Source organism: Paenibacillus sp. FJAT-27812 (assembly GCF_001273905.1).
In the GTDB taxonomy this organism is placed as follows: Bacteria; Bacillota; Bacilli; order Paenibacillales; family Paenibacillaceae; genus Pristimantibacillus.
This window is the reverse complement of record NZ_LIGH01000001.1, coordinates 4,454,661-4,472,735: the sequence shown is the minus strand read 5'-3', so window position 1 is coordinate 4,472,735 and position 18,075 is coordinate 4,454,661. Positions and strand designations below refer to the sequence as shown.

The 18,075-nt window shown below is 52.8% G+C and carries 4 protein-coding genes; 1 reads left to right on the top strand and 3 read right to left on the bottom strand.

Features of this window, described 5'->3' with window-relative positions:
- Window positions 1-236: 236 nt before the first annotated feature.
- Window positions 237-1,715, top strand: coding sequence for an alpha/beta hydrolase family protein (locus ADU23_RS18555; RefSeq protein ID WP_053375087.1), 1,479 nt, complete (start codon window positions 237-239; stop codon window positions 1,713-1,715).
- A gap of 57 nt (window positions 1,716-1,772) precedes the next feature.
- On the opposite strand, the gene ADU23_RS18550 is transcribed toward ADU23_RS18555, so the two are convergent.
- From ADU23_RS18550 to ADU23_RS18540, 3 genes are read right to left on the bottom strand one after another with little or no spacing between them, the layout of a single operon-like run.
- Window positions 1,773-3,554, bottom strand: a complete 1,782-nt coding sequence (locus ADU23_RS18550; RefSeq protein ID WP_063846053.1) for an ABC transporter ATP-binding protein — start codon at window positions 3,552-3,554, stop codon at window positions 1,773-1,775.
- Window positions 3,551-5,344, bottom strand: a complete 1,794-nt coding sequence (locus ADU23_RS18545; protein WP_053375086.1) for an ABC transporter ATP-binding protein — start codon at window positions 5,342-5,344, stop codon at window positions 3,551-3,553. The genes ADU23_RS18550 and ADU23_RS18545 overlap by 4 nt, the downstream gene beginning before the upstream one ends.
- A 19-nt stretch (window positions 5,345-5,363) precedes the next feature.
- On the bottom strand, window positions 5,364-18,059 hold the full coding sequence (locus ADU23_RS18540) for a non-ribosomal peptide synthetase (protein ID WP_053375085.1): 12,696 nt from the start codon (window positions 18,057-18,059) through the stop codon (window positions 5,364-5,366).
- Window positions 18,060-18,075: the final 16 nt, after the last annotated feature.

Here is an 18,075-nt window from a genome sequence, read left to right as displayed (position 1 = left end):
TATTCCCACTCTCCTAATATGTTTTCAATAAAATACCATACAATATTTAACATAATATCATCATTTGATTAATTAATTATGAATTACTCGCTGCATCAATTTGTTAATAAAATGTTAATTTATTTCATTAAAACAAAAACTTGTAACTCTATCAGCGCGAGTATACAATATGGTTGGGCTTCTGCAACAAACGCAAGAAGACTGAAAAAGGTATGTCCCTATTAAGGAGGTTTGAAGTGAAAATCTTTGAAGTTCTGGTCTTGCTTATTAGCATCTTTCTGATCATTCGAACACGATTCGGCAAAAGCATGTCACGCGGAGCGATTATCGCTTTGACATTACTTGCGCTCTTATCGGCTGCTCTTCACCTGTCGATAAACGGGTACCGCTGGCAAATGATTCCTGCATACGGCTTGACCCTTTACGGCATCTTCCGCATGCTGCGGCAAAGAAGGCAAGCTGGCCCATCATTTGGAAGCACGAAGCCTCGGCCAGTAAAGCGGGCTATCATGACCGCCCTGCTTGCCGTACTTGTCATTGTCGCAGCCGCACTACCTACGCTGCTTCCGGTATTCGGCTTTGATCCTCCAACCGGTCCTTACGCTGTCGGAACTGTAGAATATGCGATGGTTGATCCAAATCGGCAAGAAACCTACACGGAAGATCCTAACGACCATCGGGAAGTGCTGGTCCAGATTTGGTATCCCGCCGATCCTGCGAAGCCGCTTCCAGGCAAAGCCCCCTATGTCAAAAATGTTCCCGTCATAGCAACAGAAGTGAAAACCAAGCTTCAAATCCCTAAGTTTCTGTTCCAATACCTAGAGCTCGTCAAGACCAATGCCTATCCGAATGTTGCCTTAGCAAGTAAACAGCCATCATACCCGCTCATCCTGTTCTCACATGGACTTCCCGGAGCAAGATTCTCCAATACGTTCCAATTTGAAGAGCTGGCCAGTCAAGGATTTATCGTAGCCAGCATCGAGCATACGTATAACGCCCTTGCTACCGTTTTGCCTGACGGGAAATTCGTTACGATTGCGAGCCTGCCGGGCATGACCGATATTGACGCATGGGATAACCTTATTTCTGACATATGGGTCAAGGATTCTACCTTCGTGCTTGATAAGCTGGAGGAGCTGAACGGCAAAGACTCTAATAATCTCTTCAGCGGCAAAATCGATTTGGACCATGTCGGGATGTTCGGCCATTCCTTCGGAGGCGCAAACGCTGCTCAAGTGTTGTACACGGACCCCAGATTCAAGGCGGCAATCAATATGGACGGCACCATGTTTGGCAATACGCACAAAGCCGAAGGTACGGGCAAGCCGTTTATGCTGATGGACACCAAACCCTTCGTCATGGAGACCGATCCAGTCGCGCCTACCGAATCGCAATTGCAAGAATTGAGCATGACTCGCAAGCAATTCGACCGTATGTCCATTGAGCTCCCTATGCGTATGAAGGAGGCCCTTTCGCCCGGTGCCTATGAATTGACTTTGCAGCGTACGCGTCACATGAGCTTCAGCGATTACTATTTTTGGTCACCGGCTCTTCCCATTATGGAGAAGATGCCGCTTTCTCCAAGGCGGGCACATAAAGTAATCAATGCTTATACGGTCGCCTTTTTCCAAAAATATTTGCAAGGCATAGACTCGCCTTTGCTGAACGAAAACCAATCAGCAGACTATCCGGAAGCAGCTTTGAAACGTTATTAAGGCGTTGGGAGCCAGAGCATACCTTGTTCTGGCTCCCTTCCCTATCCCACCGCTTGCTCACACTGCTGCGTACTCCGTTTCTTTGTCGTATTGATGCTTATACAGACCCGCGTACAAGCCGCGTTGGTTGATGAGCTCCTCATGGGTTCCTTTCTCGAACACCTCCCCCTGCTCCATCACATAGATGACGCTCGCCTCTTGTATCGTGGACAATCGGTGTGCAATGACAAGCACTGTGCGGTTTTTCATAAGCTTCTCTAAAGCCTGCTGCACCCAATATTCGGACTCGTTATCGAGAGCCGAGGTCGCTTCGTCCAGCAGCAGAATCGGCGAATCCCTCAGCAATGCCCTTGCAATGGCAATTCGCTGGCGCTGACCGCCGGATAGCTTGGCTCCCCGCTCGCCAACCATCGTTGCATAACCTTCCTGCTGCGCTTCGATAAACTCATGGGCATAAGCTGCCTGTGCGGCGGCAATCATTTGTTCACGTGAAGCTTCCGGCCTGCCGAGCATAATATTTTGTTCAATCGTGCCCTCGAACAAGTAAGCGTCCTGAGGCACATAGGCGATCATTCCTCGTATTTCGGCTAAGGTATACGCTGAGAAAGGCTTGCCCCCAAGGCCGATCGCGCCGTGATCAAGGGGATAAAAGCCGAGCAGCAGCTTGAATAAGGTGCTTTTTCCGCTGCCGCTCGCCCCTACGATCGCCGCGACTTGCCCTTGCCGGACTGTCAATTGAAACCCGGACAGCACCCGGACTCCCGGCTCATAGCTGAAGCTTACATCCTTAAACTCGAGCAGCGGCTCCGTGCTTAGCGATATTTCCTCAGAGCGAGCCGCAAAGCGATCATGCTCCGGCGCATGGTCGATGACCTCAAACACGCGTGCCGCTCCTGCAAGCGAGCTTTGCATCATCGAAATGACGCTGCCCAGCTGCAGGAAAATCATCGTAACGCCCATCTCCAGCTGTACGATAGCAGCCATCGTGCCGAGCGCCAGGATACCATTGGCGAACATATATATGCCAACCACCAAAATGCCGCCGAAGCTTATGAAATTGATTAAGAAGTTAACGGCTTCAAGCAAGCCATTACGGTGCCCCTGCTCCATGGAAGAAGCCGTTACGCGCTCATTTGCTTCCTTGTATTTGCCGGTCATGATATCCTGCAGCCTAAACATCTTCATCATGTGGAGGCCAGCCAGTATGTCGGTTAATCGTTCCGTCAATTTGCCGAGACGCTCCTGCAGCCGGTTGCCCGTACCGCGGAGCGGACTTGCAAAGGCCAGGTTAACGGCGATGCCTGCTGCTCCAAATACCGTTAAGGCGAGCGCAAATCGCCAATCGAGTATGTACATGGAAATAATCGAGCCGAGCAGCGTAAACGCATCCGTCAAAATCGATTTCAGATGCTCGACATAAATATTTTCCATCGTCTGGACATCGCTGGTCGAGCGGGAGATGAGATCTCCCGAATGCCTTGTCTCAAAGTAGCTGGGAGGCAGCTCCCCGAGATGATCATAGAGCCGTCTCCGCGTGCTCACCATCGTCCGCTTAACAACCTTCATATAAAGAAAGGAGAACACGGGCGACAATAGCGCAATAGCCAGAAAAGCGGCGCTTACGAAAATGATCGAATTGTAGAAGAGCTGCCGATCGCCCTGCACCGAGAAGTCGAGCAAATTTTTAAAAACGAATGCCATCATGATCGTAATGCTGCCGTTAACCATGCTGTCGCCAATTAAGCCGGCAAAATACAGCCTTCGGCCGGAACCAAGCAATTCGATCATTCGGCTGAGCTCTGCCATGCTATTTTTCAACAGCAGCTTTTTTCCAATCATCCCCGCACTCCCTCCCCATACGCTATTGACTTCGCTTCATGGCTTTCGAGAGCGGCGAATTGCTTGTAATACAGCTTCATATAAAGTCCTCTTTGTTCCAGCAGGGAAGCATGAGTCCCCTGTTCAACGATTCGGCCCTGGTCAAGCACCAGAACGAGATCCGCTTCGATGATCGTCGACAAGCTATGCGCGACTACCAGCACCGTTCTATCGTTCATGATGCGCTCCAGCGCCTCTTGCACGATGGACTCCGACTGCGTATCCAGCGCAGAGGTCGCCTCATCAAGCAGCAGTATGGGCGCATCCTTCAGCATTGCGCGCGCAATGGCAAGCCGCTGCCGCTCTCCGCCGGAGAGCCTCGCTCCGCGCTCCCCCAGCACCGTCTCATAACCTTCCGGAAGCAAATCGATAAATGCATGGGCCCCCGCTTCTTTGGCCGCTTCGATAATGGCCTCACGGCTTGCTCCCGGCCTGCCGTAGCCGATATTTTCCGCGACGCTGACCGGGAATAGGTAAGGGTCTTGGGAAACGAGCGCAAGCTGATCGCGCAGGTCAACAGGATTCCAAGATTGAAGCGGATGGCCCATAATTCGAATCCCTCCGGATAACCGCACGCCGCTTTTATTCGCGTCCACGTCCTCCTCCATGCCATAAAAACCGCATATCAGCTTTAAAATCGTGCTTTTCCCGCTGCCGCTAGGACCCACTAACGCTACGACTTGCTTCTTATTCGCCTTAAACGTAATGTCTGCAAGCACCACCGGCTTGCCTTCATAAGCAAACGATAGGCTGTCAAACGCAATCGGCAAGGCAGTCTCTTCAATGGAATGCTTGTCCCGGTTAGTTGGCTCAAGCGGCAGCTCCAGCAGCTCGAACAAACGGTTCGAGGCTCCCTTCACCTCTTGGATTTGAGCGGATAACACCGGAGCCATCGAGAGCGGCTGCATCAGGAAATTAAGCATGTAGAGAAAAAGAACCATGCTGCCTGCGGATAATTCCCCCTCCCCGATCAAATAACCGCCGTACGAGACGCTAAATATAATCGGGCTAGACATTAACAGCAGGCTGATTGGCGCGATGAGCGCCCGTCTTTTCTCGACCTGCAAGCTTTTCGCCAGTACAAGCTCCATTGCGTCTTTATATTTGACCGACATCGCCTTGAACATATTGAACGCCTTCAGCATCGGGATGCCGCCGATTGTATCTTGGGCAATGGCATTGGCTGAACCCAAGTGATGCTGCAGCTGCTCCGACATTTTGTTCATGGGAAAGATAAGCACACTCGTAATTAATATAGCAACGGGCACAAACAAGAGACTAAACAAAACGAGCTTCCAGCTTGTTAGGAGCAGCACCGTCAGCGCACCGACAAAGACGACCGGCATATAGAACAAATTGGCAAAATGCAGCATAAAAAATTGTTGGATCACCGCTGTGTCATTCGTAAGCCGCGATACCAAGTCCCCCGAATGCCTGCTCTCCAGCGAAGCAACCGTCGAGCGCTCCAAGTGGCTGACAAGCTCAGCCCGTATATCGCGCAAGGCGTATGAGCTGAACCGCGTCAGTGCGTACTTGATCGCATAGCTGGCGGCAGCGCCCACTGCCGTTAGCGCCGCCAGCAAAGCGAGAGTCGAGCCAAAGCTGCTCGTTAAGCTTCCTTTCTTGTCCTCAACAAGCCTTTCGATAAATAGCCCCAGCCATATATCGATAGACGCAACCGTAAGCGATGCCGCAATGCATAGAACAATCCAGAAGCTGTAAGGCTTCATGTATTTGAATAGCTTAAGCAAGGTGCAGCTCCTTTCCCGATCAGCAGAGCAGCTGTCTGATCAATTCCGCGTTAGCCTTTATATGTGCTGGCTCTAGCATATCCTCGTGCGTTCCGGCTCCCTTATATTTGAGATGCCTGCCTCGCGTATGCTTGCTCCAGTTAAGCTGGCGCTGAAGCAGGCTCTGCTCCTTGCCTTCGGACTCGATGAAATGGATATCGGCGGCGAGCTTGCCCTTATTGTCAAGCTTGTTCAAAAAGGACATATAAGCCACGATATGACTGTAAATCGTATCGCGGATCATATCGTTTTGCAGATAAGCGCCGTATTGCGAGCCTCCGGCTTCCTGCTCGATCATTTTCCAGACCTCTTCTTCCGTTTGCCGTGAAGACTGCTTGATCGCCTTCTTTTTAGGTTCGGCATCGAGCATAATCAGATCAGATACGACGCTTCCTTCGGCTTCGAGCTTCTGGGCTACGTTAAACGCTAGGTTTCCTCCGGCCGAGTAGCCAAGTAACAGATACGGACCTTCCGGCTGTACGCCTCGAATGTATTTGACGTACTGCTCGATTCGGTCATCCTCATGAATGAAATCGAAGCCGTAAACGGCAATTCCAGCCTCCTCCAGCAATCCGCCAAGCTCCTGATAGACGAAGCCGTAGCCGGCTATCGGCGGGAAGCAAAATAAATGGCGATCTGCAGGGCTGTTAAGCGGCGTAATCGGCTGTCCACCGCTTCGCTCGATGCGTATGCGGGCTATAAAGCCCGATAGCTCCGCTATCGTCGGGTGCTGGAAGACGGCGATAAACGGAAGCTCGATGCGCAATCGTTCATACACGTTTGCCGTCAGCATAGCCGCCTTTAGGGAATTCCCGCCAACCTCAAAGAAGTTATCATGTATGCCAGCTTGTACGACCCCGAGCAGCTCCTTCCAGATTTGCGCCAGCTTCTGCTCTTCTTCATTCCTTGGCGCCGTATACGGCTCCCTCGAAGCATTGACGTCCGGCAGCGGCAATGCCTTCAAATCGAGCTTGCCGTTTGGCGTGAGCGGAAGCTGCTCCAGCAAAACGAAATGGGAAGGCACCATATATGCTGGAAGTTCTCTAATTGCGGCAGCTTTGGCTTCGTGCACCGTTTCTTCGTTTTCTGTGACTAGATAAGCACATAAATACTTCTGCCCGCTTGCGTCATTAAACGCTTGAACCGAAGCTTCGCGTACAGCGGGCTGCTTGAGCAGCACGGCATCAATCTCCGCCAGCTCAATGCGATAGCCGCGTACTTTTACCTGCTGATCGATGCGTCCGGCAAACTCGATCATGCCATTAGGCAGCCAGCGTGCCGCATCCCCCGTTCGGTACATGCGCTCGCCCGGCTCGAACGGACATGGGACAAATTTCTCTTCCGTAAGCCCCGGTTGATTCCAATAACCGCGCGCGAGGCCGGCGCCTGCGATGCATAATTCTCCTCTGACGCCAATAGGCTGCTGCTGCATCCGATCATTTACGATATAAATTTTTGTATTGGCAATCGGCTTGCCAATCGTTATGCTGCTGCCTGGATCAAGTCCGCGCATGAAGGTGGACATGACGCTGCTTTCGGTAGGCCCGTATTCGTTCACGAGCTCTGCCTTCGCATTTTTCCGTTTCGCTTGCTCCACCAAGCCGCTGCTGACAGGCTCGCCGCCAAGCAAAATTTGACGAAGCGACGCTGCCTCATCCGGCTCAAGCAAATGGATGATTGCACCGAATAAGCTTGGGACGCCGTTTAGATGCGTAATTTGATAGGTGGATACATACTTCTTCAAAGCTACCGGGTCCTTCGCTTCATCCAATGAAACAAGATAGCTGACGGCACCTGATGAGAGCGGCGTGAACAAGCTGATGACTGACGCGTCGAAGGAAAATGACATCATTTGAAGCGCTCTGTCTTCCTGTCCGAATCCGAACTCGTCACGCCTCCACTTCACCGTATTCGCAATGCTTTGATGCTCGATCATCACTCCCTTTGGTTTGCCCGTCGTCCCCGAGGTGTAGATGACATAAGCCAAATGCTGCGGCAAAACGGTCCATTCCGGGTTCGATTCATCCGCATCGTAGTTATCCTCTGCTTCAAGATCCAGCATACTTCCGCTAAATTCGAATTTCGTATCCTTTATGACGCTTGCTCTTGCGAGCAAGAGCGGCGTACGGCTGTCCTCAAGCAAATAACCGATACGCTCAGCAGGATAATCGGGGTCAATCGGCAGGTATGCAGCGCCAGCCTTCATGATGGCAATTAAACCTGTAACCATTTCAATCGTTCGGTCGGCAACAACCGCGATGATATCGCCGTTTTTTATGCCGCGGCCACGGATGGTGCGGGCTAGCCGGTTCGCCCTCGCATTCAGCTGCGAGTAGGACAAGGAAAACTCCCCTTGTACGACGGCAGCTTGAGACGGAAGCCTTCTTGCCTGCTCCTCGAACAGCCCATGCAGCAGGCTCGAGCCTGCGTATTCCCGTTCAGTCGCATTCCAGTCCGACAAAAATTGCTTTTCCTCGGAAGTCATCAGATCCATCTGCCCAATCGTTGAATCTGGCGAATACGCCGCCGTTTCAAGAATACGCAGGAAATGGCCTGCCATTCGATGAATGGTTTCTTCCCGGAACAGATCCGTGCCATATTCAAAGCTTAATCGCAATGTCCCTTCACCCGGCGCCGCTATCAAGGATAGATCAAATTTGGAAATGTGATGCTCTTGCCCGAACGGCACGATACGCAGCTCGTTTTGCCCAAGCGGCGATTCAGCTATTTCGCTGCGTTCTGAGCGTTCAGACTCGCCGTTTTGCCAAACGACCACGGTGTCGAACAGCGGATTGCGGCTTAGGTCACGCGGCAGCTGCAGCTTCTCAACCAGCATTTCAAACGGATAATCCTGATGCTCGAAAGCATTCAGCGTATTTTGCAACACGTCTGACAGGAGCTCCCGGAAGGTCTGCTGCCCATGGAGCGAGCTGCGAATAGCCAATGAATTGACGAACAGGCCAAGCATGCCTGCCGTGTCGGCGTGCGAGCGTCCTGCAATCGGAGCGCCGACGACGATATCCGGCTGTCCCGAATAACGGGACAGCAGTACTTTGTAAGCTGCAAGCAGTACCATGTACAGCGTTGCACCCGCATTTTGCGCCAGCGTTTCCAGTCTTGCCGTCAATTCGGAATCGGCCTCGAAAGCAACGACAGCGCCGGAGTAGCTCTTTACCGCTGGTCGGGCAAAGTCAGTCGGAAGCTCAAGCACCGGCGCCCCTCCACCCTTAAAGGCGTGCAGCCAGAATTGCTCCTGTTTGGCAAAAGCTTCGCTTTCCAGCCATTCGTTTTGCCATATCGCGAAGTCCTTGTAATGCAGCACAGGCGCGGGAAGCTCTTCTCCTTCATACAAACGGATAAGCTCCTGCAAGAAGATCGCGCCGGATTCGCCGTCCGAGACGATATGGTGCTTATCGTAGGCAAACACATGCTTATGTTTGGAAATTTGGAACAATGCCGCCCGCAGCAGTGGAGCCTTCGCCAGGTCAAATGGACGGAACCATTCCGCAATCTGCTGGCTTGCCTCTTCCTCAGAGCTTGCCTGATAGCGTTCCAGCTGCAGATCAACCATATCGTGAACACGTTGTAGCGGCTGGCCGTTCACTTGATGAAAGGAGGTGCGCAGCAGCTCATGGCGGGCAACGAGCTTTTGCAGCGCCTGTTCGAATCTCGCCGCATCCATCCTTCCTTCCAACCCAACGACAGCCGGCATATTGTAGGCTAGGCTTGTCCCTTTCCCTTCCATCAAGTCAAGAATATACATCCGCTTCTGCGCCGACGACACGGCATATAGCTCCTGCTTAGCCGCAGCTTTGATCGGGCTAAAGGTTTGCAAGCCATTCCCGTCAATATAACGCGCAATCGCTTCGATCGTAGGCGATTCGAATAAATAGCGAAGCGGAACCTCAACGCCGGATGCTTTGTGCATCTTGGCGAGCAATGCCATCGCTTTGAGCGAGTGTCCGCCGAGAGCGAAGAAGCTGTCCCGTACGCCAATGCGTTCAATGCCAAGCGCCTCCCGCCATAAGCCGGCAAGCAGCTCCTCCATTGGCGTACGAGGTTCGACATACGCTACTCCGATGTCCAGCAGCCCTTCCGGCTCAGGCAAAGCTTTCCGGTTTATTTTGCCATTGGAGGAAAGCGGCAAGCATTCCAGCTGCACGAACTGAGCAGGAATCATATAGGCCGGGAGCCCGCTGCCTAGATGCTCGCGAAGACCGCTTACGTTCAGCTCGCGATCGGCAGTAAAGTACGCGCACAGGAAGCTTTGCTTCTCCTTATCCTGCAAGGCGACAACGACGGTCTCGCGTATAGCCTCATGTGCAAGCATCATCGTCTCGATCTCGCCAAGCTCAATGCGGTAACCGCGAATTTTGACCTGAAAATCCAGCCTGCCCAAATATTCAATATTTCCATCCGGCAGCCAGCGCGCCAAGTCGCCGGTACGGTACATTGTTGTGCCTGGTGTGAACGGATTGCCGACAAACTTCTCTGCGGTCAGCTCCGGCTTGTTCACATACCCCCGTGCCAAGCCGATTCCTGCGATGCACAGCTCCCCCGGAATGCCAATCGGCTGCAGATGAAAATCCTCGTTCACTACATACAATTGTATGTTGTCAATGGGTTTGCCTATTGGTACGGCCGCCGTCACATCAGTTGTGGAGCAATCAAAGTGCGAGACATCGATGGCTGCCTCCGTCGGGCCATACAAATTAATTAGCTTGGTGCCATGCCTGCCGTAAAGCTCCTCTTGAAATCGCCTCACATGACCCGGCTGCAGCGCCTCGCCGCTGGCAAATACATAACGCAGGCTGGGCAGCCGCGCCGCATGTGCGCCGCTTGCTGCATATTCCAGAAATAGACTAAGCATCGACGGTACAAAATGCAGCGTCGTCACCCGGCTTCGCTCAATCGCCTGAACGATTTCCTCAGGGTCCTTCTCCCCTCCCGGCTTCAGGAAGCAAACTTTTGCCCCCGCCAAGCTCCACCAGAACATTTCCCAGACGGAGACGTCGAAGGTATAAGGTGTTTTCTGCAAAATAACGTCGTTTTCGTTTAGCGGATACGCCTTTTGCATCCAGTGAATCCGATTAACCGCCGCACGGTGCTCGATCATGACCCCTTTTGGCTTGCCTGTGGAGCCAGAGGTATAAATCACATATGCAAGATGCTGCGGCAGCGCAACCGGCATTAAATTACTTTCTTCGCCGTCCTCAAATGCGGCTTGGTCATTAAGATCAATCACCTCGCCAGCGGTTAATGAGCGTGCTTTAGCAGCAAACCTCGTCTGCGTCAGCAGCCAATCAGCCCCGGAATCCTCCAGCATGTACTGGATTCTATCCTCCGGGAAATCCGGATCTATCGGCAGATAAGCTCCGCCCGCTTTCTGAATAGCGAGAATGCCGATGATCATCTCGGCAGCGCGTTCCAGCATCAGCGGTACGATACGGTCAGGGCATACACCGCTTCTTCGCAGCTTATGCGCAAGTCGGTTAGCTTGCATATTCAGCTCGCGGTACGTAAGCGTTCGCTTGCCATCCTCCACAGCGACAGCGTCGGGCGTTTTGTCCGCTTGTGCCTCAAAGCATTCATATAACGTCGTTTCACCTGGGAATGCCGCTTCCGTACCATTAAACTGCTCCGTCAATTGCGCTTTTTCCTGAGCGGTCATCATATCAAGCTCACCGAGCAGCACCTCAGGGTTGCCGGCGATCACTTGCAAAATATGAATAAAATGATCACCCATCCGCTCGATCGTCTCACGCTTGAAGAGGGCTGTTCCATACTCGAAGCCGATGATTATTTCATCCTCCGATTCCGTTGCCTCCAGCGATAGATCAAACTTGGCTGCTCCGCCTTCAAAAGGGTACGGCTCAATGCTCAGCCCCGTCAGCTCGCGTGTGTCCATATTAATATTTTGCAGGCTGAACATCGTATCAAAGAGCGGATTCCGGCTTAAATCACGCGGCAGATCCAGCTTCTCTACCAGTGTGTTAAACGGATAATGTTGATTGTCGAGCGCCGCAAGCGTTGCTTGCTTGATCTCCTCTAGCAGCTGTCCGAAGCTTTTGGTAGATTCGGGATAGCTGCGCAATGCTAGTGTATTTACAAACATCCCGATAACCGGCTCTACGTCCGCATGCGGGCGTCCCGCCACCGGCGTGCCTACGACGATGTCGGTCTGGCCGCTGTATTTGTGGAGAAGCACATTATATGCGGCAAGCAGCACCATGTATAAGGTCGTTCCCGTGCGCGCTGCCGTTTCATTCAGTCCATCCTTCAGCGCGCTTCCGGCTCGAACGGCATGATTTGCTCCTTTGAAGCTTTGCACTGCGGGACGCGGATAATCAGTAGGCAATGCCAGAAGCGGCACTTCCTCGGCAAAAGCCTCCAGCCAATATTGCTCCTGCCGCTTCAAGGCGGACTTCCCGTCTTCGCTGCCCAGCCATACGGCATAATCCTTGTAGCTAACGCGCAGCGGCGGCAGCTCCGCTCCGTCATAGAGCTCGGCAAATTCCTTCATAAATAGGCTCATTGACACGCCGTCGGCAATAATATGGTGCATATCGCAGAGCAGCACATGTTTCTCTGCCGCGAGCTGAATCAGCTCTACCCGAAGCAGCGGTGCTTTCTCCAAATCAAACGTTCGAATAAATCGATCAATATAAGGCAATAACTCTTCTTCCTTCGCCTCACGCCTAATCACACGGAATGCGATATCATCGTCCAAAAGAATACGCTGGACAGGTTCGCCGTCTGCTAAGCTGAACGCAGTGCGAAACGCTTCGTGACGGGAGACGAGCTTGCGGAAAACCTTCTGTACATGCTCCCATTCAAGCGGGCCTTCAATCGTCATCACCCGCGGAAGATTGTAGCTGATGCCTGCTCCTTCGAACCGGCTTAGCACAAACAATCGTTCCTGAGCCGGCGTAAGCGGATAATGCGGCTGTTCAGGCGCCTTGCTTATAGCAGACTGCGCTGCTTTGTCCGCATGATCAATGTAGATGGCCACTGCTTCCACTGTCGCCGCTTCAAATAGCTTCCGCAGCGGAACGTCAACGCCAAAATGCCGTTTCATCCGCGCAATCAGTGTCATTGCCTTCAAGGAATGACCGCCGAGTGCGAAGAAATCATCCTTCACGCCAACCGGCGAACTGCCAAGCACTTCTTCCCATAATGCAGCCAGCTGTGATTCCGTCTCATTGCGGGGTGACACATAGCCGTCGCTTAGAGCTGCGGCTGCGGCAAAATCCGGCAGCGGCAATGCGCGGCGATTGATTTTTCCGTTGGCGGTTAACGGGAAACGCTCCACCCTGATGAAGCATACCGGAATCATATACGCGGGAAGCTGTTCCGCCAGCGCTGCACGAAGCTCCGAAGCACTAAGCTCAGCTTCGCTGACATAATAGGCGCATAATGCCTTCTGACCATTAGCATCTTCGCAGGCAACGACGCATGCTTCCTTCAATCCCGGCTGCTTCAACAAAGCTGCATCGATCTCCGAGAGCTCGATCCGGTACCCGCGAATCTTCACCTGCTGGTCAATCCGGCCCAAATATTCAATCAAGCCATCCGCTCGCCAGCGGGCCAGATCCCCGGTTTTATACATCCGCTCGCCATGCTCATAAGGGTTGGGAACAAACTTTTCCGCTGACATTTCAGGCAAATTCGCATATCCGCGGCCGACGCCATCTCCGCCTACGACAAGCTCGCCCGGTACGCCTATCGGCTGCAAATGACCCGCTTCATTCACAATATAAGCACTCGAATTGCTAATCGGCCGGCCGATCGGAATGGAGTCCTCATAGTCGGAATCGATGGCGAAAGTCGTCGAAAACGTCGTATTTTCCGTTGGTCCGTACCCGTTTATTATGGCAAGGCCTGGCGTGCTGCGCCGCACGCGGTTAATATGCCGAGGCGAGAGCACATCTCCCCCGACAATTAATTGCCGGACGCCTGCGAACATATCCGCCTTCTCTTCCGAAAGCTGATTGAACAGCGGAGCTGTCAGCCACATCAACGTAATTTGATGCTCGCGAATATAAGCTGCCAATTGCTCCGTGTGAAGCAGGACGTCCTTGTCCACGATATGCAGCGTCATTCCGTTTAGCAGCGCGCCAAAAATCTCAAACGTAATCGCGTCAAAGCCGACGGAGCCTGTAAGCAGCAGCCTACCGTCTGGATCAAATGAAGCGTACTCTGTCCCTTTTACCAAGCGAACCACGTTGCGCTGCTCAACCATAACGCCTTTCGGATTGCCCGTAGAGCCAGACGTATACATCAAGTAGGCAAGATCAACAGGCGAAATGGCTGCATTCAAATCCTCGTCTTTGGCAGACTCTTCCGACAGAAATGGAGCGAGATCCGTCCATCCGATGCTTAAGCCGTGCAGCGGCTCCGTTTTGAATGTTAAACACGCCTCTGCCGCGCTATCCTCCAGCATGAAGCGAATCCGTTCCTCCGGTAATGATGAATCAAGCGTGACGAATGCTGCCCCTGACTTCAAAATCCCAAAAATGCCAATGATCAGCTCGGGTGATCGGTCTGCATATACACCAACGGTTTGCCCGTGCCCGATGCCGTCCTGCCGAAGCTTATGCGCTACTCGATTAGCGTATCCATTAAGCATGCTGTAGCTTAACGATCGTCCGTGATAAGCGATGGCAGTATGCCCCGGCGTAAGCTTTGCTTGCTCTTGAAATAGCTCTGCAAGGGAGGCATCGCGCGGATACGCGGTGCGGGTGTCATTGAAAACCCGCAAAATAACCTGCTTCTCGCCGCCGGTAATCATTTCGACGTCTCGGATCGAGCAGCTAGGCTGTTCGGCTATGCCCTTCAATATTTCAATAAAGTGACCCAGCATCCGCTGGACGGTTTCCTCCCGATACAAAGCTGAGCTGTATTCCGCGCTTAGCAGCAGCCCTTCTTCTGCTTCTCTTGCTTGCAGTGACAAATCAAACTTCGAGACCCGCGCCTCAGCGTCCAGCGGGGTGAAGCTCAGACCTGCAAGGCCGGACGCTTCGAGATCCATATTTTGCAAAATAAACATCGTGTCAAACAGCGGATTGCGGCTAATATCCCGCATCAGCCCAAGCTTCTCGATCAATGACTCGAAGGGATACCCTTGATGGTCGAACGCCTCGAGCGTAGATTCCTTTACCTCTTGCAGGAACGCAACAAAGGATTTGTCCGCTTCCGGCCTGTTCCGCATGACAAGAGTCCCGACGAACATGCCGATCATCGGCTGCGTATCCGCATGCTGGCGTCCAGCGGTCGGTGACCCGATAAGGATGTCTTCTTTGCCCGAATATTTTGCCAGCAGGATGTTATAGGCTGCAAGCAGCACCATATAAAGCGTCGTATCCGTCTGCTTCGCAAGTGCCTGAAGCCGATCTAACAGGGATCGGTCAGCTTGCTGCGTGACCACGCCGCCTTGGAAGCTCTGCACCGGCGGACGCGGGAAATCGGTCGGAAGATCCAGCACGGGCAGCTCGCCCGAAAACCGATTCAGCCAGTATTGCTCCTGTCTCTGCAATTGCGCTGAACCAAGCCGCTCCTGCTGCCATACCGAGTAATCCTTATACTGCACCCGCAGCGGCTCCAAATCGATGCCTTGATAAAGCGCTGCAAACTCCTTGACCACAATGCCGGCCGATACCCCGTCTGAAATAATGTGGTGCATATCGTATAGCAGCAGATGCTTATTTTCCTTCAATTTAATTAGCTCCGCCCGGAACAACGGTGCGGCATTCAGCTCGAACGGGCGTACGAACGCATCCGTCAGCCGCTCCGTTTCGGATTCATCCGCTTCCGAATAAGGAACGTTAAACGCGACCTGCTCCTCAACAATTTGAACGGGCTCTCCGTCCACCACTTCAAAACGAGTCCGAAGCGTTTCGTGGCGCTGCACGAACTGATGAAAAGCCGATTGCAGCCTCGCCGCATCAAGCTCTCCTTCTATGAGAAGGAAGCCCGGCAAATTGTAGCTTGTCCCTGAGCCCTCAAGCGAGCTGACGACAAACATCCGCTTCTGAGCCGAAGATACCGGATAGTAGCTTCTTTCTTTCACCGCCTCAATATCCGAATAGGAATGACCGAGCCCCGACTCCTTTTGAAGGTTAATATAAGCTGAGATTGCTTGAATAACTGGCGATTCGAAAATAAGCCGAAGCGGAACCTCAACGCCAAACGCTTGGTTAATTTGCGAGATCATCGTCATCGCTTTGAGGGAATGCCCTCCTCTTTTGAAAAAATGATCCCTTGTTCCGATGACTGGAACCGCAAGCAGCTCCTGCCACATGGCACATAGCCGTACTTCCGTTTCGTTCGCAGGCGGAACGTAAGCCTCCTCGTCGCGGGTAATCGCCGCTGTGTAATCCGGCTCCGGCAGTGCCTTCCGATCCAGCTTGCCATTTGGCAGCCGCGGCATTTGATCGAGCTGTACGAAATGCGTTGGCACCATATAGGAGGGAAGCTCGGAGGAAAGGGTCTCTTTAAGGTCTAGTAGGGCAAGCTCGTCCACCGCTGTTAAATAGGCGCATAAGCTTTTTTGTCCATGCGCGTCATCACGGGCTATGACAACCGCTTCCTCGACAGACGGATGGTTAAGCATTGCCGCTTCTATCTCGCCAAGCTCGATGCGATAGCCGCGTATTTTGATCTGATAGTCGATCCGGTCGATATATTCAATCCGCCCATCCGGCAGCCAGCGTGCCAGATCGCCGGTACGGTACATGCGCTGCCCCGGCAAAAACGGACACTCCGCAAATTTCTCCGCGGTCAGCTCCGCCCGCATCCAATAACCGCGGGCAAGGCCAACCCCCGCTATGCACAGCTCGCCTGGAACGCCTATCGGCATAAGCTGGCCGTGCTCATTGACGATATAGATGCTCGTGTTCGCAATCGGACGACCAATTGTGATTGCTTCATAAGCGTTTAACTGACGGCAAATCGTTGCCACAACGCTGGTTTCTGTCGGACCATATTCATTGACAAGCTCCGCTTGCGGCGCAAGCCTCCTGCTCCGTTCTAGAAGACCCTCTGGAATCCGTTCCCCAGCCAGCGTCACAATACGCAGTGAGCGGGCAGCCTCCGGCTTCATGCCGTCAATGATCACGGCATACAGACTAGGAACGCTAATGAAATGCGTTACCCGCGCTTCCGCAATGTATCTTCTGATTGCAAGCGGGTCCTTCGCTTCCTCTTCGGAAACTAGCAGCACCGAAGCGCCAGCGATGATCGGGGTGAAGAAGCTTGTCACAAAACCATCGAACGAGAAGGAAAACAATTGCAGCACAACGTCCTTCTCCGTCAAACCATACTCAGCAGCACGCCACTGAATCGAGTTGGCAGCTCCGCGATGCTCGACCATGACTCCCTTCGGTTGTCCGGTTGTGCCTGACGTATAGATCAGATAAGCCAGATGCTCAGGTCCAGCCAAAGCGTTTAAATCGGAGCCATCCGTTTCATACGAAGCCTCATCGCCCAAATCAAGCGACTGCACCGAGCCGCTTTCAGCAAGCAAATGGGATTGCGCCAAGACGAGCTTAGCGCGGCTGTCTTGGATCAAATATTCCCGTCTCTCCTGCGGGTAGGCCGGATCGATCGGCAAGTAAGCCGCCCCTGCCTTCATAACAGCGAGTATGGCTATAATCATCTCGTTTGATCGCTCCGACATGACGGCAACAACGGTATCCGCACCTGCTCCAAGGGAGCGAAGCGTACGCGCAAGCTGATTCGCGCGCGCATTCAGCTCTCCGTATGTAAGTCGCTCCATACCGAATTGAATAGCTGTACGGTCCGGCGATTTGCGAGCCTGCTCCTCAAACAGCCCGTGCAGCGTTCGTCCTTGGGGGAGATCAAGCGATGTAGCATTAAAAGTCTCGAGCAGAAGCTTTCGTTCCCCCGCAGTCAACAAATCCAGCTGGGACAAAGGCTCATTTGGCGTTTCAATCGCACTAAGGATATGATTAAGATGAGCGGCTAACGATAAGGCAGCTTGCTCGTTATATCGCTGCAAGTCGTACTCAATCGCCAGCTCCAACCGATCCGCTTCCTTGCGGAACACAAAGGTAATGGAAGCGCACAATTTTGAAGCATAACTTCTGTCATGAACGCCTTCCAGCATCACAAGTATAGGCAATTCAGCCGTTCCATCGTCCGACAGCTCGATTTGCGCATACTCGGCCAAAGCATGGAAAGGAATGTTTTGATGCTCATTCGCTTCCGTCACCGCTTCCCTAACATGGCCTGCCCAATCACGGAAAGTATACGGACTCTTATATTCGGTATGTATGACTAGCAGATGATTGATAGACTCTTTCAGATCCTTATGCTGCTTGAATACCGGCACCCCAATCCGAGCTTCCGCCTCAGAAGTATAGCGGTGCACCAAGTAGCTGACGCCGGATAACAGCAGCATAAACAAGCCGTATTCCGTGCTTGCGGCAGCTATCAGCCTATTTGCCGCTGCCTCGTCTATAACATGCCGATGAATGCCGATCCCATGCGGGCTGCTGCCGTTTGCCTTTGCGGGAGAGGCTAAGCCTCCGCGAGCAATCATTCGCGGAAGCTCGCTCATGCCGATATCATCCCGAAGCTTCTCAGCCCAGTACTTCTGCTCTTTATCATATCGGCCGCCTGTCAGCAGCATTTGTTGCGCGTATTTATCGAACATTGCGAGTCTCCTCCAA